At 30.1% G+C, this 19,901-nt stretch carries 16 protein-coding genes; 11 read left to right on the forward strand and 5 right to left on the reverse strand.

The window, feature by feature from the left end; genetic code table 11:
• Positions 1-22: 22 nt before the first annotated feature.
• Positions 23-721 (reverse strand): flagellar basal body L-ring protein FlgH, encoded by a 699-nt coding sequence (flgH, locus tag OT390_RS03600; protein WP_002864738.1) that lies wholly within the window; start codon positions 719-721, stop codon positions 23-25.
• A gap of 89 nt (positions 722-810) precedes the next feature.
• Here flgH and pta point away from each other — a divergent pair, with 89 nt between their 5' ends.
• Both pta and OT390_RS03610 read left to right on the forward strand, forming a co-directional pair.
• Positions 811-2,316, forward strand: coding sequence for a phosphate acetyltransferase (gene pta / locus OT390_RS03605; protein ID WP_002864739.1), 1,506 nt, complete (start codon positions 811-813; stop codon positions 2,314-2,316).
• A gap of 13 nt (positions 2,317-2,329) precedes the next feature.
• On the forward strand, positions 2,330-3,520 hold the full coding sequence (locus OT390_RS03610) for an acetate kinase (protein WP_002864740.1): 1,191 nt from the start codon (positions 2,330-2,332) through the stop codon (positions 3,518-3,520).
• Positions 3,521-3,547: 27 nt separating this feature from the next.
• Here the strand turns inward: OT390_RS03610 and OT390_RS03615 are convergent, their stop codons facing one another.
• Complete coding sequence (locus OT390_RS03615) at positions 3,548-7,300, reverse strand: Eco57I restriction-modification methylase domain-containing protein (protein ID WP_394535742.1); 3,753 nt, start codon at positions 7,298-7,300, stop codon at positions 3,548-3,550.
• A 149-nt stretch (positions 7,301-7,449) separates the two neighbouring features.
• Between OT390_RS03615 and OT390_RS03620 the strand changes: the two genes are divergently transcribed.
• On the forward strand, positions 7,450-7,941 hold the full coding sequence (locus tag OT390_RS03620; RefSeq protein ID WP_002852223.1) for a hypothetical protein: 492 nt from the start codon (positions 7,450-7,452) through the stop codon (positions 7,939-7,941).
• On the opposite strand, the gene OT390_RS03625 is transcribed toward OT390_RS03620, so the two are convergent.
• Both OT390_RS03625 and rsmH read right to left on the reverse strand, forming a co-directional pair.
• The gene (locus OT390_RS03625) at positions 7,929-8,867 is read right to left on the reverse strand and encodes a hypothetical protein (protein ID WP_406611516.1); all 939 of its coding nucleotides are present in this window, start codon (positions 8,865-8,867) and stop codon (positions 7,929-7,931) included. The two genes, OT390_RS03620 and OT390_RS03625, sit on opposite strands and share 13 nt — an antisense overlap.
• Positions 8,867-9,805, reverse strand: coding sequence for a 16S rRNA (cytosine(1402)-N(4))-methyltransferase RsmH (gene rsmH / locus OT390_RS03630; protein WP_394535743.1), 939 nt, complete (start codon positions 9,803-9,805; stop codon positions 8,867-8,869). The genes OT390_RS03625 and rsmH overlap by 1 nt, the downstream gene beginning before the upstream one ends.
• A 158-nt stretch (positions 9,806-9,963) precedes the next feature.
• On the opposite strand from rsmH, the gene OT390_RS03635 reads away from it, so the two are divergent.
• The 5 genes from OT390_RS03635 (at position 9,964) to flgG (ending at position 15,755) form a co-directional block, all read left to right on the forward strand.
• Positions 9,964-11,454 carry a peptidylprolyl isomerase gene (locus OT390_RS03635; protein ID WP_394535744.1) on the forward strand — a complete coding sequence of 497 codons (1,491 nt, stop codon included), beginning with the start codon at positions 9,964-9,966 and terminating at the stop codon, positions 11,452-11,454.
• Positions 11,451-12,839, forward strand: a complete 1,389-nt coding sequence (gene ftsA / locus OT390_RS03640) for a cell division protein FtsA (RefSeq protein WP_002859607.1) — start codon at positions 11,451-11,453, stop codon at positions 12,837-12,839. Before OT390_RS03635 ends, ftsA begins: the two co-directional genes overlap by 4 nt.
• 15 nt (positions 12,840-12,854) lie before the next feature.
• Positions 12,855-13,967, forward strand: coding sequence for a cell division protein FtsZ (gene ftsZ, locus OT390_RS03645; protein ID WP_032586453.1), 1,113 nt, complete (start codon positions 12,855-12,857; stop codon positions 13,965-13,967).
• A gap of 155 nt (positions 13,968-14,122) precedes the next feature.
• On the forward strand, positions 14,123-14,935 hold the full coding sequence (locus OT390_RS03650; protein ID WP_032586452.1) for a flagellar hook-basal body protein: 813 nt from the start codon (positions 14,123-14,125) through the stop codon (positions 14,933-14,935).
• Positions 14,936-14,963: 28 nt separating this feature from the next.
• A complete protein-coding gene (gene flgG / locus OT390_RS03655) occupies positions 14,964-15,755 on the forward strand; it encodes a flagellar basal-body rod protein FlgG (RefSeq protein WP_002872614.1) in 792 nt (263 codons plus the stop codon).
• Positions 15,756-15,821: 66 nt separating this feature from the next.
• Here the strand turns inward: flgG and glnA are convergent, their stop codons facing one another.
• Positions 15,822-17,252 carry a type I glutamate--ammonia ligase gene (glnA, locus tag OT390_RS03660; RefSeq protein ID WP_002852312.1) on the reverse strand — a complete coding sequence of 477 codons (1,431 nt, stop codon included), beginning with the start codon at positions 17,250-17,252 and terminating at the stop codon, positions 15,822-15,824.
• A 202-nt stretch (positions 17,253-17,454) separates the two neighbouring features.
• On the opposite strand from glnA, the gene OT390_RS03665 reads away from it, so the two are divergent.
• Genes OT390_RS03665 through purE form a run of 3 tightly spaced genes read left to right on the forward strand, consistent with a single transcriptional unit; the run spans position 17,455 to position 19,895 of the window.
• Positions 17,455-18,150, forward strand: a complete 696-nt coding sequence (locus OT390_RS03665) for a chemotaxis protein (protein WP_394535919.1) — start codon at positions 17,455-17,457, stop codon at positions 18,148-18,150.
• On the forward strand, positions 18,147-19,400 hold the full coding sequence (locus tag OT390_RS03670) for a peptidase U32 family protein (RefSeq protein WP_032586449.1): 1,254 nt from the start codon (positions 18,147-18,149) through the stop codon (positions 19,398-19,400). Before OT390_RS03665 ends, OT390_RS03670 begins: the two co-directional genes overlap by 4 nt.
• Positions 19,401-19,895, forward strand: coding sequence for a 5-(carboxyamino)imidazole ribonucleotide mutase (purE, locus tag OT390_RS03675; protein ID WP_002861384.1), 495 nt, complete (start codon positions 19,401-19,403; stop codon positions 19,893-19,895).
• Positions 19,896-19,901 lie beyond the last annotated feature (6 nt).

Genomic DNA, 19,901 nt, shown 5'->3' on the forward strand with positions numbered 1-19,901 from the left:
AAAGCAAGGTTTAACCTTGCTTTTAGAATGGCCATATCGCTTCTATAACTTTACTACCCCAAGGTTTTCTTGTGCTTCTATCCACTTCTCCTTCTGTTTTATATAGAATTTTAGCATCTGCTATATATTTACTATCTATAGTATTGTCTTGACCGATGTCATAAGGACGAATAACACCGCTTAATTGTATGATTTGCTTCTCTCCGTTGATTAAAAGCTCTCTTGAACCTTCGATAAAATAATTACCATTTGATAAAATTTTAATTACACGTGTTGAAATTGTAGTATTGAAACTTTCATTTCTACTTTGTGAGCCTGTTCCTGTGTAGTTGTTTGAACTATTGGTTTGAAAGCCTATATTAGAATAAGCATTGACTTTATTAAGAGCATTAGCTACCACTCCTGAACTTCCTGTTAAAGCACCTCCGCCTAAATTTGAGGTATTAGTTCTACTTGTTGCTTTATTAGCTTGTGTGCTTTGAGTGGTACTTTCTTGTATAACAACTGTAACTAAATCATTTACATTCATAGCTTTTTTATCTGAAAATAAAGGATTATCCCCTTTGCCAAAAAGCGATCCTGGTGCACTTTCTACATTATTGCTTTGTTTTGGTGCAAGTTCTTCTACATAAGCAGGTGGTTTCATTGAAATTTGCGGATCAACCGTTGCAGAACAACCAAAAAATGCAAACGGTAACACATAAAATAAAACTTTTTTCATTTTCGTCCTTTAAAATATGAATTTTTATTTTTCTTTGTTAAAATTAGAAAAAGCAAAGAGTGTTCCACATTTATAAATTCAAGGAGAAAATGATGGCAAATCTTTATTTGATGAGATCTAGAAGTGATGAGTTAAATACTATTATTAGTACAAATTTGCTTAAAAATTATAGCAAAATTTACAAAAATATCGCAATTTATTGCCCTGTGATATACATACATCGCGTTCCTGTTTTGCAGGGTTGGTTGGAAGAATTTAATATCAATCAAACCGTAAAAAGCGCTTATGGTTTTACCTTTAGAGAGGCAATGGAGGAATTTAGCAAAGATCCTCATAATTTTTTTAATGTTATTTTAGAAGAATACGAAGAGTTAAAACGCAAATACGATTTTGTGCTTGTAAATAGTTTTTGCGAATTTGGAATACTTGATGGATTTGATCTTAGTATAAAATTGGCTAAAAATCTTAATACCCCTATCGCTGCTATTATTAACGATGAAGATAAACTTATAGCTCAAAAATATTTTGATCATGCTCTAGATGGTCGTAATTATGTTTTGATTAATGAAAATTTTAATTTTGAAGAAGTGCAAAAACTTAAAGAATATGATTTTATAACTCCTCATCGTTTTAAATATGAATTAATCAAACAAAGTATAAAAAATAAAAAAACCGTTGTTTTGCCAGAAAGTAATGATGAGAGAATTTTAAAAGCTGCTGAAATTTTATTAAAAAGTAAAGTTGTTGATCTTATTTTATTGGGCGATGAAGAAAAAATCAAACAAGATGCTACTAGATTAAGTCTTGATTTAAGTGCTATGCAAATTATGAATCCACTTAATTCAGAATATAATCAAGAATTTACTTCTATTCTTTATGAAGCAAGAAAATCTAAAGGCATGAGTTTAGAAGAGGCTAAGATGCTAGTTCAGGATAAAACTTATTTTGGAACTTTGCTTATACATACTGGAAAAGCTGATGCTATGGTTAGTGGAGCATCAACTACTACAGCTGAAACGATTCGCCCAGCATTACAGCTTATTAAAACCAAAGAAGGTATTAGTTCCGTTTCAGGAATTTTCTTTATGGGGCTTGAAGATCAAGTTTTAGCTTTTGCTGATTGTGCTGTAAATCCAAGTCCAACTGCCGAACAGCTTGCAACTAGTGCTTATGTAAGTGCTATGACTGCTAAATCTTTTGGACTTGAACCAAGAATAGCTTTGCTTTCTTATTCTAGTGGCGATAGTGGTAAAGGGGAAAGCGTAGATCTTGTAAAAGAAGCATTAAAGATTGCTAAAGAAAAATACCCTGAGTTAAATATAGATGGTCCTATGCAGTTTGATTGCGCTTATGATCCAAAGACTGCAGCAAAGAAAATGCCAAATTCTAAGATAGCAGGCCATGCAAATGTATATATTTTTCCTGATCTTAACGCAGCAAATATTTGTTACAAAGCAGTTCAAAGAACTGCTAATGCTTTAGCAATCGGTCCTATTTTGCAAGGTCTTAAAAAACCTGTTAATGATTTAAGTCGTGGATGTTTGGTAGATGATATTGTAGATACTGTTATTTTAAGTGCTATACAAGCTCAATAGAAAGGAATAATAAATGAAAATTTTAGTTTTAAATTCAGGTTCTTCATCGATTAAATTTAAATTTTTTGATAATAAAATCGTTAAAGCCAGTGGATTGGTAGAAAAAATTGGAGAGCAAAATTCAAAGGTTGTATTAAAAAATACTTTAAATAACGAAAGTTTTGAAAGAGAATTAACAATAAATAATCACGAAGAAGGACTTAGTATAGTCAACGAGCTTTTTAAAGAATCAGGAATTTTAGCAGATTTAAATGCGCTTGATGGCTGTGGTCATCGTATAGTTCACGGGGGAAGAAATTTAAGTGAGCATTGTTTAGTAGATGATTATGTTCTTAAAGAGATAGATAGGGTTAGTATTTTTGCTCCTTTGCATAATCCTGCCCATTTAGCAGGTATAAAAACAATGATCAAAGCTGCACCTAGTGTTGCTAATGCAGCTATTTTTGATACAGCTTTTCATCGCACTATGCCTGATTTTGCTTATATGTATGCTTTGCCTTATGATTTTTATGATAAGCATAATATTAGAAGATATGGTTTTCATGGGACTTCTCATGCTTATGTTAGTTCTAGAGCGGCAAAATTTCTTCAAAAAGATCAAAATGAATTAAATGTCATCTCTGCTCATCTTGGAAATGGTGCAAGTGTATGTGCTATAGAAAAAGGTAAGAGTATGGATACTTCTATGGGCTTTACTCCACTTGAAGGACTTATTATGGGAACGCGTTGTGGAGATTTAGACCCTGCTATTTTACCTTTTGTTAGTCATCTTAAGGGTTTAACTATAGAAGAAATAGATACACTGATGAATAAAAAAAGTGGAGTATATGGAATTTGCGGTTATAATGATTTTAGAGATATAGAAAGAGAGATAGAACAAGGTAATGATAAAGCACGCTTGGCTCTTGATATGTTTTGTTATCGTCTTGTTAAATATATAGGATCCTACTTTGCTGTGTTGCCAAAAACCGATGCTATTATTTTTACAGGTGGTATAGGAGAAAATGATAGTTTGGTTCGACAAAAAGTATGCGAGAGATTAGCTCATCTTGGTATCGAGTTAGATTTTGAACTTAACAAACAAAGGATTTCGGGCGAAAGAATGATAAATCATGCAAATTCTAAACTTAAAGTGCTTGTTATTCCTACAGATGAAGAATTAGAAATCGCTAGAATCACAGAAGAACTTATCGGTAAAAATTAAATTTTAAAAACTATATAAATCTTTCATTTATATAGTTTTTAGCAAGGTTGTATATTCACTTTGCTTTTCATTTAAAACTTTAAAAGTGCTTATCATGTAAGAAAATTCATCATCACTTAAATCATAAAGTTTTTTAACCAATAAATCATTTTTTGCTCTTAAGATATCATAAGCCTTTTTAGTTTTTGGAATTTCTTCATTTTTTATATTAAATTCTTGTTTTAGCTCATCAAAATGATGATTTTTATCATTGTAAAGCTGTAAAAGCAAAGCATTTTTAGCGAGGGTTTTATAAATTTCATTGTTTTGAATTTCTTCATCACTTGGTTGAGGCAGAGGAATTCTTTCTAGATAGGTTTTGCTTACATTGATTTGCACCATATTTCTTATGATAAAATCAACCACTAAAGAATTAAACAAAGCCAAAACAAATAAAATTCTTTCATAAGGCACTATATCCATGCAAATTGCATCATCTTTTACAATATATTGTTTCGGAATATTAGAATAAACACTATTTCCGCACCCGCAATTTTTTGGCAATAAAGAAGCTATCAAGGTTCTTTCATTTGTATCGCTTGCAATAGTTCTATATCCAAGTCTAAAAAATTCTCTATCGTATTTTATCAATTTAGGATTTAATTCTTTCCCAGTAGCTTTTTTAGCTCTTGAAAGTTCTTTGCTTTTTAATCGCTCGTCAAATTTAGCCTTTTCTAAAAAATAAGTAGCTTGGCTAAAATTTGTATCAAACTGATGTATCATTTTGCCTTCAAATAAAGGCAAAAGTCCTTCCCTAAACTCTTCTATAAACAAATCTTTATCATTTGTCATATGAAGTTCATTTACAAAATCTATATAATCAAAAGACAAGTTTTGAAAAGCATTGTAGCATTTTCTTAGAATTTCTAAAGCCTGTTTGTCTTTTAACTCCATTAAAGCTAGGTGAGTTGGGCTTAGTTTTTTGATATCTTTTAAACTTAGAGTTAAAATTTCATCTTTGTTTTTTAATGAGTTCATATCTGTTTTATAAAACATCGTTTTGATTTTGTGAGTGTGATTTGCTTGTGTGTTTTTTACTTGCATAAGAGCAAATTTATAGCTTTTATGCACATCAGCAAATATAGCTTGTCTATTTTCAAAACTATAAAAATATTCTAAAGTTTTATTTTCTAAAATTTCTTTTCTTAAAGTTAAGCTTCCATCTTCAAACATCAAAGCACTAGGAAGTACATAAGCTAAATTTCCATCTTGTTTTAAAAGAGAAAGATTTTTTTCTACAAAAAGACGAAATAAATTTCCATCTCCACTGCCTTTGTTTAAAGGATAAGCTTTTTTATAATACTCGCTTAAATCATTTATATATGCTTTTTGTTTTTCATAATTTTGCTTTATATAATCTTTCGCTAGCAAATTGTCTTGAATTTCTTTTTTCTTGCTAGCGATTAAGCTTCTATAATCGCTTTTATATTGCGGAAAGAAATCATCGTCACTAAATTTAGTTTTATCCCAAGGTGGATTACCTATGATGATATCAAAGCCTTTAAAGACTTGATTTTCTACGATTTCAGGAAATTCTAACTCATAGTTAAAGAAATTAAATTCTTTTTGATATTTGCTAATGACAGCTTTTGCTTGTTCATTTTGGCTTAAATTTTGTATATCATCTTGACTTAGGGCTTTTAGAATTTGTAATTCTTCTTTGTTGACAAAATGAAGCGTGTTGATATAGTTTAGATATAAATTTAGTTTCTTAAGTTTTGGTGTGATTTCATTTTGATAGATTTGTTTAGATTGTTTGATTTGTTCTTCGTTGGTATCTTTTAGATTATCAAGTTTTTCAAATACTTCTTGTAAAATTTCAAATTCTTGTGTTATGGAATTTGTAAAAAGGTTGCTTGAGTTTTGTTTTATCAAATCTTTAAAATCACTTAGATTAGAATTTATCAAAGCATTGCCGCACTTTATGTGGTGTTCTATAAAAGAAAGTGGGGTTCCAAAGATAAAACTATCTATCCAAAGGCTAAGTTTAGTAAGCTCTATGCTAAAAGGGTTTAAATCCACCCCATAAATAATGCGTTTTAGTAAAAGTCGTTTTAAAATATCACTCTCATCTATTTCATAGTCTTGCACAAAATCTTTTATATAGTTTAAAATATTTTCTTTTTCTTCTTCGTAAAGTTCTTTTAAATTTGTAAAATGATCAAAATCTGATAAAACAATGTGTGTAATAGCATTTAAAACTCCAACTAAAAAATGTCCACTACCGCAAGCATTGTCTAGTATTTTAAATTTCAAAATATTTTCATTGTTTAGTTTGTCTTTTAAAGCACTTTGGATTAAAAAATTAGCTATGGATTGAGGTGTGTAAAAGCTTGCGCTTGCTTTTCTTGAGTTGCTAGTATTTTTAAGGTAAATTTGTCCTTTTTTGTAAAAGGTGTATTTTTCTACTTTTTTTGATTTTTCTAAAATTTTGAAATCATAATTATCAAAATAACATTCTATTTCTTTTGATTTTTCTTTATAGCTTACATAGTAAATATCTTCATTTGCTATTTCAAAAAAATAAGAAAGCAAGCCTTCATAAATCGTGCCTAAATGTTCTACACTTAAAGTTTTGTAATCTCTTTTAAAGCTTAGATTTTTATCTTTAAAATTTAATAATTGGTTTAAAATGAATTTTAAATCTTTATCATTAAAGATTTTTGGCGTGCTTAAAAGAGCGGTTTTGCTCTCATCAAACAAACCGCCATTAAAAACAGGCATGTCAAAATTGCCTTTGCCTTTGTTGTAAATGTTGAAAATATTTTCAAGTTCTCCAAAGCCACCACTTGAGCTTTCATCTTCTTGTAAATTTTCAAGTAAGGTTCTAAGACTGATTTTACTTTTAAAATACTTATGTTTTTCTAGTATAATTTCAAATTTATCTTCAAAATAAGCAATAAATAAAAGCCTAAAGATAAAATATAAAGAATTTTCATAGATTAGTTTTAAATCCGCCTTTGTTTTATTGTAAATTCTAGAGCCTATGAATTCAAATAAAGATTCATTTCCATTGGTTCCGTAAATGATAGATTTTAAATCATCTTCTATTTTGATTTTTGAAAGTTTATTGTTTTGTAGAGTTATTTCTAAATGATCTTCTTTTTCTGTGAAATTAAAAGCGCTAAATACACTATAAAAATACGCAAAAGCTTCAATATTTTGATCTTCAATGATTTTTTCTAGATTGATTTCGTAAAAAACTTTGTTTGAATTCAGTATAGAATTATCATAAAAACGCCAAAATCTACCATTGGTTAAAAAACCATAATTTTTCTTAAGATTGCCTAGATATCTTAGAATTTGAAAGTGAGGGTTGTCTTTTACTTTTTTATTGTCTATTTCTATATTATAAGCTTTTGACTCTAAAATGATTGTGAAATCATTGCTTGATTTTTTTGTTTCTTTGTCTAAATTTTCGTATTTTGATTTTAATTTGTCATTGCTAAAAAGTAGAAAATCAGGTTTTTCCAATTTTCCTTGTATGATTTTTTCATCTTGTCTTACAAAGCACCATCCTAAAATTTCTAATACTTTTGATATAAATTCATCTTCAAATTGATGTTCGTTTTGTTTTATAAATTTATTTTTGTCGTAAATTTTTGTAATTTTAGTTAAAATATCTCTAAAGGCTTTTTGATTTGCGTTGAAATTATAAATCTTAGGAAAGTCAATTTCTAAAGAATAGCTTGTAAAAAGATTATTGTTGAGGTATTTTTTAAGTTCTTGATAGTAATTCATGGCTTTCTTTCTAAAGTATTTTTAAAAATTTGACATTTTAAATTATATCTAAAAAACTTTAAAGACTTGTGCTTATTTATGAAAATGATTTTTTAGTTGGAATTAATTTTCTTTGGATAAAATTTTAATTAAAAAATAAAGCGTGGATTATGAAAAAATTTAAAGAATTTAGCCTTCGTTTTTTATTTAAAGTATCAGAGCAACCTGTTCTTATAAGAGATTTATTAGAGGCAAATGCACTTTTTAACGATGGAATGCTTGTAGATCCTTCTAAGCTAAATTTTAATTTCAAAATTCTAAATTCTTATATTTATTTTGGTGTTTTTTGCGCTGTGATTTTATTGCCATTGCTTTTAATTACTCATTATTTTTTAACAAAGCTTGACTTTCATATAAGCATAGTGAGCGCTGTTATGGTTACTGCTTGTGTATTTATAGGATATGATATTTTTAAAGTTTATACTCGCAAAATAATCTCAAAAAAAATAATACAAAAAGCCTGGGCTTTACACTTTCCTTATTTTGCTTATGAAAAGTACTCTACAATGGCGGGTGAATTTTATAAAGAAGCTTTAAAAGAAGAAATTCCAAAAGCAAATTTAGAGCAGTATGTTTTAGATAAGATTATTCATTCTAAATAATCTAAAATTTGATTTTGGAATCGCATATTTTCAAGTCTTCTTTTTAAGTCTTTATTTTCCTCGTTTAAAACACTTTCTTCTGTTCTTAATGTAGCAATCTCTCTACTAAGATAATAAATTTGATTTCTAATATAAATTTGTGGGGCAAATAAAAATAATGTAAAACTAACAAGTAAAGCTGCAAAAAGAAGATGATTGAAGTTTAGGTTTCTATCTTCTTTGGTAGCATTAGAGAAGCCTTCTAGTAAAATATTTTTTGCCTTTTGAGCATCTTCATCATTTTGTTGTTTTTCTTGAGCTTGATTAGATGGTTTTGGAAGTTCTTGTTTATTTTCTTGTGGTGTTATTTTTTTTTGTAAATTTTCTAAACTTTTCTTGATATTAGGTTGATTTTTAACATCTAGTTTTTTTTCTATAATTAGGGGTTTTTGTATTTTAGTTTCTGTTTTTTGAATTTTTTCTATAGAATTTGTAAGTCCCTTTTTTTCTTGTTTTGTTTGAGTGGTAGCTTGATTGCTTTTTGTTTGAATTTGTGTTTTGGTTTGGATATTTTTTATTTCGTTTGCTTTTTTTCTGCTAAATAAAAAATTTTTTTTAGTTTTTTTATTTTCTCCTTTTCTTCTTTCTTTCATTTTGGAAAAAATTTTTTTAGCAAGAGATTGCTTTTCTTCTAATTTAACATTGATTAGATCTTCTTTTAAATATATATTTGATTTTTTAGTATGTTTTGACTCATACTCTTCATCGAGTTCTTCTAAGAATTTATTAGGAGTCTTTTTTTTAAAACGACGTCTTAAAATATCATCGCTAGAAATTTCATCTCTTAAATCATCATCAAGCGGTTTGCCTTGATTTATGGCGCGAGAAAATTTCAGCATTTTTTGGCGTATGTTTTGGCGTTCTTTTATAAAATCATCTTCTAGCATTATTTATTATCCAAATTATTAAAATAAAAAGCCCGCATTTTAGCACAACTAGAGCGAGAATTTTTTAAAAGTTCTTCCTTGCTCGCACTTATAGCTTTTTTAGTTATTATTTGTCCTAGGCTATGGTTATTTCCACATTCGCAACGCATTATTTTTTCATTACAAATGCAGTTTTTTGACCATTTTTTGAAAAATTGTTTTACTATTCTATCTTCTAAAGAATGAAAGCTAATGATAGCTAAAATGCAATTTTTTGGTTTTAAATTTTCTAAATGCCCAAGAAAATCTTTAAGCACTTTAAGTTCTTGATTTACTTCTATTCTAATGGCTTGAAATGCTAAAGTAGCTTTGGAAATTTTTCTATGATTTTGTTTACCTTTTCCTATGATTTGATAAAGCTCTTTGGCACTTTTGATTGGATTTTTACTTCTTTTTAGGCAAATTTTTTCAGCAATAAAATGTGCATCATGTAATTCTCCATAATCTTTAAAAATGGAAGTTAATTGCTCTTTTGTATAAGTATTAATAATCTCATAAGCCGATATTTTGGAGTTTTGATTCATTCTCATATCCAAAAAGTCAGAATTTACACTAAAACCTCTTTCGTTATTATCAAGCTGAAATGAAGAAACTCCAATGTCTGCTAAAATACCTCTTAATTCTTCTTTATGTGAAATTTTTTCTAAAACTTCACTAAAATTACTTTGCATAAAAGTTATCCTATTGCGAAAATCTTTAAGACGTTTTTTAGAAAATTCTAAAGCTTGTTGATCTTGATCACAAGCAATGAATTTAAGATCAGGATGATTTTTAAGCAAAGCTTCACTATGTCCGCCAAATCCTAAAGTGCAGTCTAAAAAATAACCTGTTTTAAGATTTTTAAAAATCTCTTGAACTTCATTAAGCAAAACTGGGATATGAGGAATTTCCAAAATCAATCCTAATAAATTTTTATAAACTATAATTATAACTAAATTTCATTGTAAAAATCATAAAATTTAAAGAACAAATATTTTTTGGTAAAAATTTTATAATTAAACTCCACTTAAACACTTCTACGATACAATATCTGGTTTAAATTTAATCAAGGAATGATATGCTTACTTGGATGCAACATCACAAAAAATATCTTGTTGTTACTATATGGGTTAGTACTATAGCTTTTGTTGGCGCTGGCTTTTTAGGTTGGGGTGCTTATGATTTTAATCTCAATAGAAGTTCGAGTGTTGCAACTGTAGGAAATGAAAAGATAGGTTTTAGCGAATTTGATACTAGATATAGACAAATTTTAAGTTATTATAATCAAATTAGCAATGGTGCTTTAACTCCAGAAAATGCTGAGCAACTAGGCATTAAAAATATAGCTTTAAGCTCTCTTGTTGAAGATAAGCTTTTGTTAAATTTTGCCAAAGATTTGGGTATTGGTGTAAACGAGAATGAAATTTTACAAAAACTTGCAAATACTAGAGAATTTCAAGATCCTACAGGGGATTTTAACAAAACAATTTATTATGAACTTTTAAATGCCAATAATTTAGCTCCAAAAGATTATGAAACACAACTTGCAAATGAAGTAATTACCGATAAACTTAATCAAATTTTTAATATTCCTAGCAAAGATGAGGAATTAAAAATGTTAGCTTCTAGTTATTTTATGCAAGATGCTTTAAGTATTGCAAAAATTGATTATGACAAAAAAAATATTAAGATTAACGAAGAGGATTTAAAAAAGCTTTGGAATGAACATAAAGAAGATTATAAAACTAAAAAAATATATGAAATTTCAACTTATTTTTTGCCAGTTAGCAATGAGAAAATTGACGACAAAGAATTAGAAAAATTTTATAATCAAGATGAAAATAAACTAAAATATAAAGATTTTGCAGGTAAAGTGATGGATTTTCAGTCTGCTAAAAATGAAGTTGCTAAAGATTACGCCTTAATGCAACTAAAGAATGTGGCTAATGCTAAATTTTTAGATTTAAAAAATGGGAAAGATAATTTTCAAAAAGATCAAAATATTAGTGAATCTGATGTTTATTATCCAATTGATCTTTTGAGTAAAGCTAAAAATGGAGATGTTTTACGGCCAGCACCTTATAATAACGGATATATCATAGTTAAACTAAATAAAGTAGATCCTATAAGAAATAAAACTTTTGAAGAAGCTAGAGAAGAAGTTTTACCTATGTATTTAAGCGAACAAACTAGAAAAAATTTAGAAGAAAAAGCTAAAAATAGTTTAGTAAATTTTAAAGGCGATGATATAGGCTTTGTAAGTCGAGATAGTTCTCGCGAGAGTGTAAAGGTTAGCGATAAAATATTAAACGATTCTGAATTTGCTTATTTTTTAATGAATGTATTTAATACTGATCAAAATAGTTCTTATGTGGTCATTAATGACAATAAAGCAATATTATATAAAATAAATAAACAAAAATTAGATATGAACTCCGATAAATTTGAACAATACAAAACTATGCTTGAACAAAATTTGCAAAATTTAAAAGCAAATGAGCTTAAGCAAGAACTTGTTAATGAACTTAAAAAGATATATCCGATAAAAATTTATTATAAAGGGAATTGATTTTGAATATATTAGGAATTGACTTAGGCTCAACCCAGACTTGTGCCATTATTGCTCAAAAAGATGAAGATGGATTAAAAATTATTGGTTTTTCCAAGTCGAAAACCAACGGGGTTAAAAAAGGTGCCATTACCAATATAGAGCTTGCTTCTAAATCTATTGAAGAGGCTGTTAGAAGTGCTGAGATGATGAGCGGAGTTCATTATGATAGGGTTGTGGTGTCTATATCAGGTGCTTATACTAAAAGCGTTGATAGCATAGGTGTTGTTAATATTCCAAATCATGAAATAGGCATTAAAGAAATTCATCGTGCTGTAAGTACAGCTAAGCATACTGCCAATCTACCAAGTGGTTATGAAATTATCCATGTTTTGCCTTATAATTTTAAGGTTAATGATCTTGAACATGTTGATGATCCTTTGGGAATGAGTGGTAATCGTTTAGAAGTTTCAACCCATATAGTGATTTCACAAGAATCTCATATTAAAAATCTTAAGAAAGCAGTTGAATTAGCTGATTTAAGAGTGGATAATATAGTTCTTTCAGGATATGCTTCAGCTATAGCTTGTTTAGATGATAGCGAAAAGGAATTAGGTGCTGTTTTGATTGATATGGGTGGAGCGATTTGTGATATGGTTGTTCATACTGGAAATTCAATTAGATATAATGATTGTTTGCAAATTGGCTCGATTAATATCACCCAAGATTTATCAATGGCATTGCATACACCTTTAAAAGAAGCAGAAAAAATCAAGCTTAATTATGCAGCTCTTTCGCAACAGCCTAATACCCTTATACAAATTCCTTCAATGGGTGATGAAAGAAAAGTTAATGAAGTTTCTTTGGATATTATTTCAAACGTAATTTATGCAAGAGCGGAAGAAACTTTGATGATTTTGGCAAAAATCTTAAGTGATAATCGTTATGCCAATGCTATAGGTGGCGGAGTTGTTTTAACAGGTGGAATGACTAAGTTAGCAGGTATTGATGAGCTAGCTCCTGCAACATTTGATAATCGCTCAGTTAGACTGGCTACTGCAAGAAAAGATTTGATTACTGGTTTTAGTGAAATTTTTAATGATCCTGAAAATACTTGTGCTATAGGACTTTGTTTATATGGAGCGGGATATTTTACGCCTTATGAACTTGATTCTAATGAGAAATTAAGATATAAAGGGGAAATTGAAAATTTTAATCGTCAAATTAAACAAGATATTGTTTTGCAAAAAGATACAGAAAGTGAAATAAAATCTGATTTTTTTGATGAAAATTTGCAAGAAAATGATACAATTGCAATACAAGAACAATTAGATTTTAAAGAGCCAAAAGAAAAAAAACCTAGTGTTTTTTCAAATATCTGGCATAAAATTATGAATCAATTTTAACAAGGAGAAATTTTTATGAGTGAATTTTTAGTAGAAGAAATGCAACATAATAAAGGTGCAAAAATTAAGGTTATAGGCTGCGGTGGCGGTGGCGGTAATATGATTAACCATATGGTTAAAATGGGATTAAATGATCTTGATTTAATTGCAGCGAATACTGATGCACAAGCTATTTCAATTTCATTAGCAAAAACTAAAATTCAACTTGGCGAGAAAAAAACTAAAGGTTTGGGCGCTGGTATGCTTCCTGAAGTAGGTGCAGAAAGTGCTAGAGAAAGTTTTGAAGAAATAAAAGCAAGTCTTAGTCAAAGTGATATTGTATTTATTGCTTCAGGTTTTGGTGGAGGTACTGGAACGGGTGCCACTCCAGTTATTGCACAAGCAGCTAAAGAGATTGGAGCTTTAACTGTTTCTGTTGTAACTATGCCTTTTGCATTCGAAGGAAAACAAAGAAAAAAACTTGCTGAAAGCGGTCTCCTTGAGCTTAAAAAAGAAAGTGATTCTATTCTTGTAATTCAAAATGAAAAATTATTGAGCATTATTGATAAAAAAGCAGGCATTAAAGATGCTTTTAGATTGGTTGATGATATTTTAGCTCGTGCTGTAAAAGGTATGGTGTCTATCTTACTTGATAATGGAGATATTAATGTTGACTTTGCGGATGTAAGAACCATCATGAGTCATCGCGGACTCGCGCTTATGGGTGTTGGTAGTGCTAGCGGTGAAAATGCTATAGAAGAGGCTCTTTCAAACGCTATAGAATCTCCTTTGCTTGATGGAATGGATATTAAAGGTGCCAAGGGAGTTATTTTACATTTTAAAACAAGTTCTAATTGCTCTTTGTTTGAAATTTCGGCAGCAGCAAATAGTATACAAGAAATTGTTGATGAAAATGCTAAGATTATTTTTGGTTCTACCACAGATGATAGCATGGAAGATAGAGTTGAAGTAACTATTATTGCGACAGGGTTTGAAGATAAAGATACAGCAGCTAAAAAATCTACCGAAGAAGCTCAAGCTTCTAAGAAAAATCCTTATTTAAGTCTTAAAAAGGTAAGCGGTGGTTACGATGAAGAGATAATGGCGCAAATTGAAACACCAACTTTCTTGCGTCGTCAAATGGATTAAAATTGATTTTTAAAGCAAGATTGAGTCAAATCTTGCTTTTTATAGTTTAAAATTCTCTCCTAATAATCTTTCAAATATTTATTTTTCTTTGTTTTTAAAAGTTGGAACACTCTTTGCTTTTATAGTTATAAAATCTTAAATTTATAGGTGAAAATATGCAAAATGGATATTATCAAGCAACTGGCGGAATGGTAACTCAGTTTAATAAACTTGATGTGATTACTAATAATCTTGCCAATATCAATACAAGTGGATATAAAAGAGATGATGTGGTTATTGCAGATTTTAAAAGGATTTTTAAAGAAACTCAGGATGAGTTGCCTATAGAAAATCACACAAGAGATGCATCTCGTTTTGTAAATACTACAATAGATGAAATCCCACAAGTTTCTCAAGAATATACGGATTTTAGCCTAGGTTCTTTAAAGGCCACAAACAATCCTTTGGATTTGGCAATGACTAGAGAAGATGCTTTTTATTTGGTTCAGACCAAAGATGGAGAAGTAAGATTAACCAAAGATGGAAATTTTCAACTTGATGATGAGGGTTATTTGGTAAATAAGCAAGGATACAAGGTATTAAGTAGTGATTATTTTAATAATCCTCAGAATGCTGGCATACGCATTCCTAATGGTGCTGTTCAAATTAGCGTTGATAAAAACGGAAGCATTGAAGTTGACGGAGCTCAAAATGCAAGATTATTTGTAGCACAAGTAGATGATATAAGAGCTTTGCAAAAAGATGGGGATAATGTCTATAAAATAGATGATCTAACCCGTATTAGAGATTTGAAAAACTCCAATGCTATTCGCCAAGGTTTTTCTCAGGGATCAAATGTTAATCCAGTTACTGAAATGGTAGGACTGATTGAAGCAAACAGAATGGTAGAAATGTATCAAAAAGTTATGACAGCTCATATGGATGACTTAAATCAAGAAGCTATCAATAAGCTTGCAGCTGTTAAATAATTTAAAATAAAATAAAAAAGGATTCAAGATGATGAGATCACTTCATACTGCTGCTACAGGAATGGTAGCGCAGCAAACACAAATTGATGTTACTTCAAATAACATCGCCAATGTTAATACAGCAGGTTTTAAGAAAAGTCGTGCAGAATTTGCTGATCTTATGTATCAAGTTATGAAGTATGCAGGAACTTCAACTTCAGCTACTACTCTTTCTCCTTCGGGTATAGAAGTGGGTGTGGGTGTTCGTCCAACAGCGGTAACTAAAGTTTTTACTGAAGGAAATTTAAAATCAACAAGTACTGATGGTCTTGATATGGCTATTGCAGGCAATGGGTTTTTTCAAATACAACTTCCTGATGGCACTATAGGATATACTAGAAATGGGCAATTTACAAAAGATAATGAAGGTAATATTGTAAATTCAGATGGTTATAGACTTTTACCTGAAATGACAATACCTGAAGGTGCAACAGCAATTAATGTTGCTACAGATGGAACCGTTTCTGTAATGTTACCAGGGGAACAACAAGAAACTCAAATTGGCCAAGTGGAGCTAGTTCAGTTTATAAATCCAGCGGGTCTTCATTCTATGGGTGATAATCTTTATCTTGAAACAGGAGCAAGTGGTGCACCTTTTGCGGGTATAGCAGGGCAAGATGGACTTGGAACCATAAGACATGGATTTATAGAACTTAGTAATGTTCAGCTTGTTGAAGAAATGACAGATCTTATCACAGGACAAAGGGCTTATGAAGCGGGTTCTAAGGCAATTACAACAAGTGATGATATGCTAGGAATTGTAAATCAGCTTAAGCGATAGTTGATATAAAATAAATAATTTTTAATTCTTTTTTAGTTTAATGGCGTGTTAAACGCCATTAAATTTTTAGCAAGAGTAGCAAGTTTTAAATTCATAAGCAGTTGGACGAGCTTCTACTGGCCAAACTTGTGTTTCAAATTTTAAATGCTGATAGTCATCGATAAAAATATCGCTCATTACAGGTTTTAAATAAGAATTATGTCGGATTAAAGCTTCTAAACTTCCTCTTAGAGTATGCGGTAATTGCTCTATCCCTTTTTCACGTATTTCATCCAAAGTAAGATCAAATAAATTTTCATCCATAGGACCTACAGGAATGGTTTTATTTTTGATTCCATCAAGACCTGCCATTAAAAGACTAACAAAAGCTAAATAAGGATTAGCAGTGCTATCAGGGAAGCGAATTTCTATGCGAGCTGAATTTTTACCTATGCCATAAGGAACGCGACAACTTGCTGATCTGTTTTGACAAGAATAAGTTAAAATACAAGGAGCTTCAAAGCCAGGAACTATTCTTTTGTAAGAGTTGGAACTTGGATTTGTAAAAGCTGCGACACTTCTAGCATTTTTTAAAATTCCACCTATATAATTTATAGCAGTTTGACTAAGTCCACTGTATCCATCTTTATCGTAAAATAAATTTACCCCATCTTTCCATAAGCTCATATGAACATGCATACCATTGCCATTATCTCCGTATAAAGGTTTTGGCATAAAAGTGGCAGTTTTGCCATTTAAATGAGCTACCATTTTTACAACATATTTATAAATTTGAACATTGTCAGCCGCTTCTACAAGCGTGCCAAAATTTACTCCTATTTCAGCTTGTCCTTGTGCAACTTCATGATGATGAACAAAAGTTTTAAGGCCTACTTTTTCAAGAGTTTGAACCATTTCAGAACGAATATCTACTAAAGAATCAATTGGCTGAACTGGAAAATATCCACCTTTGTTTCTTGGCCTGTGTCCAGTATTGTAGCTATCAGTAAATTCTCTATCATCATTCCACTCTCCTTCTTCGGTATCAACTTCATACTTAGAACAATGAGTAGTATCAACTATTTTTACACTATCAAAAACAAAGAATTCATTTTCTGGTCCAAAGTAAGCAGTATCAGCTATGCCACTATTTTTAAGGTATTCCATTGCTTTTTTTGCTATGCTTCTTGGACATTTTTCATACATTTGTCCTTTGTAAATATCATACACATCACAAAACACTATGATAGTAGGGTCAGCTGTAAAAGGATCTAAAAAAGCACTTTGTACATCAGGTTTTAAAATCATATCTGATTTTTCTATAGGTTGCCATCCATGAATTGAGCTTCCATCAAATGGAATACCAGTTTGAAATGTTTCTTCATTGATTGCATGAAGATTATAGGTAATATGATGCCAAGTTCCTATCATATCTGTAAAACGAAAATCAACAAAAAGCACTTCATTTTGTTTGCAAAATTTGAAAAAATCATCTATATTATTAACAAATTTTCCCATATTTTTACTCCTTTTATGTAATTAAATTTATAAAATTATATCATAAAATTTTTAATTAAGATTTAATTAATATATTTTTTTTAATAAATTTAAAATTTAATTTAAAAAGATTAAAAAATAAAAATTTATATTTTTGTTTTAGATAAAATTGATTATAATTTTGAGCAATTATTGAAAATCTAGATTTAAAAAAAGGAAAAAAATGACTCAAGAAGAGCTTGATGCTTTGATGAATGGTGATGTTGATCTTGATTCAGAGACAGAAGCAGATGTAAAAACCGAAGAATCGAATACCGAAGAAGATGCTTTGATGTTAGAAGATGTCAAAATAGCTGATTACAAAACTAATCCTAGCGTGGTATGGCCACCACCCCCACCAAATCAGGAGCATAAAGTTGTACATCAGTTAGATGATGTTACAAAAGATAGCGAGCTTAAAGCAACGGAAATGATGGATAAGCTTGAAAGTATTAATAATTTTTTTGCGAATTCTGAAAGTTTACTCAAAGAAATAAATAAAGCAATAGAAAAAAATATTGATATTTTTTCTAAACTTAGTGAAAAATTTCCTAATGTGGAAAGTTTCAGTGAAGCTTTAGAATTAAACAATCAAGCTAAAAAAAGTTCCAAGGAGATTGTCGGAAATCTTCAAAGCGGACAAGATGAAGTGATGATGGCAATGGATGCAATGCAGTATCAAGATATACATCGTCAAAAAATCGAACGTGTTATTAATGTAATGCGTGCTTTAAGCCGTTATATGAGTTCTTTATTTGAAGGTAAAATTGATGATAAAAAACGTGTAAGTTCTGCAGTGCATATTGAAGGTGATAGTACTGCCGATGTTGTAAGTAATGATGATATAGAAGCTTTAATTGCAAGTTTAGGGCAAAAATGATCATTCCTGAAATAGTAGCTCCTGCAGGAAATTTCACAAAATTAAAAATTGCTTTAGCTTACGGCGCAGATGCGGTTTATGCGGGTGTGAATAATTTTTCTTTAAGATCACGCACCGCAAGAGAATTTAATTATGAAAGTTTTGAAGAAGCTATTAAATATACCCATAAGTGTGGTAAGAAAATTTATGTTACTTTAAATGGTTTTCATTTAAGCTCCCAAATTGAAGGTTTAAAAAGACATATATTAAAATTACGCGAGATGAAACCCGATGCTTTTATTGTAGCTTCTGTTGGAGCTATGCGTCTTGTTAAAGAGCTTGCACCTGAAATTTCTTTACATGTTTCTACTCAGGCAAATATTTTAAATTATTTAGATGTTCAAGTTTATAAGGATATGGGTGCTAAAAGGGTTGTAATTGCCAGAGAATTAGGGCTTAAAGACGCTAAAGCTTTAAAGGAAAATTGCGATATTGAACTCGAAGCCTTTGTGCATGGTTCTATGTGTTTTGCTTATTCAGGGCGTTGTTTAATAAGCTCTGTGCAAAGTGGAAGAATGAGCAATCGTGGATCTTGTGCAAATGATTGTAGATTTAATTATGAGCTTTATGCTAAAAATCCAGAAAATGGCACTTTATTTCGCTTAGAAGAAGATGAAAATGGTACTCATATTTTTAATTCTAAAGATTTAAATCTTTGTTCTTATATAGAAAAAATCATGCAAGAAAATTGTATCAGTGCTTTTAAAATAGAAGGGCGTACTAAAAGCGAGTATTATGTTGCGCTTACAACAAGGACTTATAAAATGGCCATACAAGATGCTTTAGAGGGTAAATTTGAGTCAAGTAAGTATGAAAAAGAGATTGCTACACTTAAAAATCGTGGTTTTACAGATGGCTATCTTGTTTCGCGTCCTTTGGAAAAAACCGACACGCAAAATCATAATACAAGCATAGAAGAAGGTTCTCATCAAGTGCATGCTATAAGCGAAGATGGAAGCTTTTTTAAATGTAAAGGGAAAATCGTTTTAAACACGCCTTATGAAATTTTAGCCCCTTTAGGCGATGTGATTCAAACTTGCGATAATGAACTAGGTAAAATTTATCAAAAAGAGGATAAATATTTTATAGAGTTTAAAAAACTCATTGCTAAAAACAATAAAGAATTTAGCGAAATTCATAGTGGCAATGAACATGAAATCCAATTACCAAATAAAATCAGTGCATTAAGTTTTTTAAGAAAGGAAATATAGATGAATTTTGTTTCTATTTTAATGGGAAGCAAGAGTGATTATGAGACTATGAAAGAGGCTGCTAAAACTTTAGAAAGTTTTGGGGTAAAGTATGAACTTATTATCTCATCAGCTCATCGTAGTCCAAAAAGAACAAAAGAGTATATTGCAAATGCTGAAGAAAAAGGTGCGAAAGTTTTTATAGCAGCAGCTGGAATGGCAGCGCATTTAGCTGGAGCTGTTGCAGCTTATACAACAAAACCTGTTTTGGGAGTGCCTATGTCAGGAAGCAATCTTGCAAGTATGGATTCTTTGTTTTCTACGGTGCAAATGCCTAGTGGAATTCCTGTAGGAACTTTAGCTATTGGTAAGGCTGGAGCGATCAATGCTGCTTATTTGGCTATGCAAATTTTAGCTATTTATGATGTTGATTTAGCACAAAAGCTTAAAGAAGATCGTCTTGAAAAAGAAAAAAAACTTGTATCTGATTCAAAAGAAGTAGAAGTTTTATTATAAGGGATA

The organism is Campylobacter sp. CFSAN122748, assembly GCF_045277125.1.
Lineage (GTDB): Bacteria > Campylobacterota > Campylobacteria > Campylobacterales > Campylobacteraceae > Campylobacter_D > Campylobacter_D jejuni.

Bases quoted from the DNA above. Each gene is read 5' to 3' on its own strand.
- flgH (WP_002864738.1), bottom strand. From the start codon at position 721: ATGAAAAAAGTTTTATTTTATGTGTTACCGTTTGCATTTTTTGGTTGT.
- pta (WP_002864739.1), top strand. From the start codon at position 811: ATGATGGCAAATCTTTATTTGATGAGATCTAGAAGTGATGAGTTAAAT.
- OT390_RS03610 (WP_002864740.1), top strand. From the start codon at position 2,330: ATGAAAATTTTAGTTTTAAATTCAGGTTCTTCATCGATTAAATTTAAA.
- OT390_RS03615 (WP_394535742.1), bottom strand. From the start codon at position 7,300: ATGAATTACTATCAAGAACTTAAAAAATACCTCAACAATAATCTTTTT.
- OT390_RS03620 (WP_002852223.1), top strand. From the start codon at position 7,450: ATGAAAAAATTTAAAGAATTTAGCCTTCGTTTTTTATTTAAAGTATCA.
- OT390_RS03625 (WP_406611516.1), bottom strand. From the start codon at position 8,867: ATGCTAGAAGATGATTTTATAAAAGAACGCCAAAACATACGCCAAAAA.
- OT390_RS03635 (WP_394535744.1), top strand. From the start codon at position 9,964: ATGCTTACTTGGATGCAACATCACAAAAAATATCTTGTTGTTACTATA.
- ftsZ (WP_032586453.1), top strand. From the start codon at position 12,855: ATGAGTGAATTTTTAGTAGAAGAAATGCAACATAATAAAGGTGCAAAA.
- OT390_RS03650 (WP_032586452.1), top strand. From the start codon at position 14,123: ATGCAAAATGGATATTATCAAGCAACTGGCGGAATGGTAACTCAGTTT.
- flgG (WP_002872614.1), top strand. From the start codon at position 14,964: ATGATGAGATCACTTCATACTGCTGCTACAGGAATGGTAGCGCAGCAA.
- glnA (WP_002852312.1), bottom strand. From the start codon at position 17,252: ATGGGAAAATTTGTTAATAATATAGATGATTTTTTCAAATTTTGCAAA.
- OT390_RS03665 (WP_394535919.1), top strand. From the start codon at position 17,455: ATGACTCAAGAAGAGCTTGATGCTTTGATGAATGGTGATGTTGATCTT.
- OT390_RS03670 (WP_032586449.1), top strand. From the start codon at position 18,147: ATGATCATTCCTGAAATAGTAGCTCCTGCAGGAAATTTCACAAAATTA.
- purE (WP_002861384.1), top strand. From the start codon at position 19,401: ATGAATTTTGTTTCTATTTTAATGGGAAGCAAGAGTGATTATGAGACT.